At 42.4% G+C, this 2221-nt stretch carries 2 protein-coding genes and 1 pseudogene; all 3 read right to left on the reverse strand.

The features are described from left to right. A partial coding sequence (locus AC4GME_RS18820; RefSeq protein WP_490380042.1) for a hypothetical protein occupies positions 1 to 276 on the reverse strand: 276 nt, incomplete at its 3' end. A 200-nt stretch (positions 277 to 476) separates the two neighbouring features. Then, positions 477 to 923 (reverse strand): hypothetical protein, encoded by a 447-nt coding sequence (locus AC4GME_RS18825; RefSeq protein ID WP_490380043.1) that lies wholly within the window; start codon positions 921 to 923, stop codon positions 477 to 479. A gap of 1 nt (position 924) precedes the next feature. After that, positions 925 to 2221: pseudogene (locus AC4GME_RS18830) on the reverse strand (hypothetical protein); the annotation flags it as partial.

A 2221-nucleotide genomic window follows, 5' to 3' on the forward strand; every position in this document is an offset into this window, starting at 1 on the left:
GACTTGCAGTATTTCTGAGTTATCGCGTTTTTTATAAACTCGCAATGTGGTCACTAATTTTCTTAGGCCAGTTTCAGAGAGGTGGACACTGACAAAGTGCTCAATATCATTATTGCTCGAGATTAAACTATCCCTCTGCATCCTGTTATAAGCTCTTTCGGCAACATCTGCATTTGAAAATGACTTTGCTCCATCACTTGCAATTTTAGCTATTTGATTATCTAGCCAGTTCAGTTGCACTTGATGATTTGTTTTTAATAACTCTGCCTTTTTCATATTCCCCCTCCCCATTAAATAATTACACTGTAACTATAATAGGCATTAATAAAAATATTGCACGAGTAGCAAATCACTGCGATCTCTTAAAAAAAGAGGGAAGCGACAAATTTATTGTCATGTATAAAAGTTCTGAATAACGTATGCTTATAAGCGAAATTAGAGAGCTTTTTTTCAGCCATATGTCAGCCTCCTTATCTCTAGTACGGGATATCATCCATTGGAATCGGGTTAAGAGTGTGCTTAATTAGGTCCTCAACTTTAACGGGAGTTTGAGACTCAACGCGTCTGATGATTTCGACTAACGCTGCGGTGTTGTCATTTAACTTTGTATTTAGTTCTCTGACTTCAGCAATGAGTTCTTGATTGCGTGCTTTGTAATAATCGACTGTGCCGTATTTAGGTCCATCTGCATCTTCCTCCACCTCGCTATCAGACATCTGCTGATAACGAGATTCGGCTATCATCTTTTTGCGATCATCAGTGGATAACGTGCTGAGCGCACCTTTGATCACACCTTTCGCTTTTAAACGCTCATGAAGTGTTGTGGCAGAAATTGGGGCTTTTTCGCTCCCTAGCTCCACCATAATTTCTAATTCTGCTTCAATGGCACTGTCGAGCTTGATTGAACGGGCATTCTTAGCCATATTATTTTTCCTCTCTCAATTCACGCTGATCTTGGGCAAAGCTCTCTACCACCGTCTTTTTCGGCCCAGTTTGATTTAGCCGCATGGTTGTATTAAAGACTCGTAACGGTATAAAACCACTGAAATTCTCCGCTTTACCTAAGACAATTCCCATCTGTGACAAGTTGTGTTTTTCTTTCTCAAAAGCGTCTCGCTCACGCCGCGATTTTAACTTACCGGCCTGCTCCAACCGTGACATTTTTTCGACATTTAGTGATAAGTTTTGATGAGTCGCACGGATACTATCCAGCTCACCAGGGCGTCCTGTGATCGTTAAATGAAAACAGCCTTCACCATCAAGGCAACGCAGTTGCTTGTCACAACCATGCAGCGCCAAGTTGCGGGTACAGCTGCCATTCACAACAATATGAAAATTACGACCATGGACTTCAACAAACTCTTTAGCTGACTGCAACCCGTCTTTTTTTCGGATTGCGTTAAATGTACCTTGCAGCTCACCCAAGAGATTGTTTTCTGCAAGCGCTTCTTGCATAAACTCAACATGCTCAGCTGGTTTGTTAAAAGCATGCACGCTTTGTTGCACAGCCAGTTTAGTGGGCGTTGGCCCCATTGGTGTTACCCCTAGTTCAGCTAACAAGCTGTCATTAGGTTCTGGTGACTCAGCAACAACTTCATTGGGCTGCTGTGCATTATTGACTCGTTGTCGCATGCTAGCTGTAGACGTGTCCTGATTACGTGTCTTATCTTTTAAGCTGAGATGTTGATAGTCTCGGTTTTGCGTAATATCTCTACGTCCCACTATTAGTGCCTGCTGGTGCTCATTAACATCTGCCAATGCCAAAAATGTATTTAACTGATGTCGTGGCAAATGTGACTGGATATATATATTTGACCCATCTTCCTCTTTTAATCCGTATCGATTGAAAACCGATGCGCAGGAATCTGGAGTTCTCTTATTAGCAGAGCCAAAAAACGCCCCCAACGTGGTTTGAGTCATAACGTCTGGATATATATAAGAAATCGCTGTATTAGCTTGCGAAATATCTCCCAAGACCCCTTGCGGAGTGATGCAGAGCAATTCTGATTTTTTGATGGTAATAACATTTTTTCGCTTTCCTTTATCCCCCACCCAAAGGCTGATTGACGAGCTGTAATGCTTCCCCTTGGTCCGATGATAATAACGATTTAGATCGGCCACTCGATAGACGGGTTGCCTAGAGATTGGGCCCTTAATGCCCTCTCTTCTTAGTTTCATTCTGTCCGTATCGACAATTTCCTTGACAGGTAATACCCCAGCC

This window comes from Psychromonas sp., from assembly GCF_983033635.1.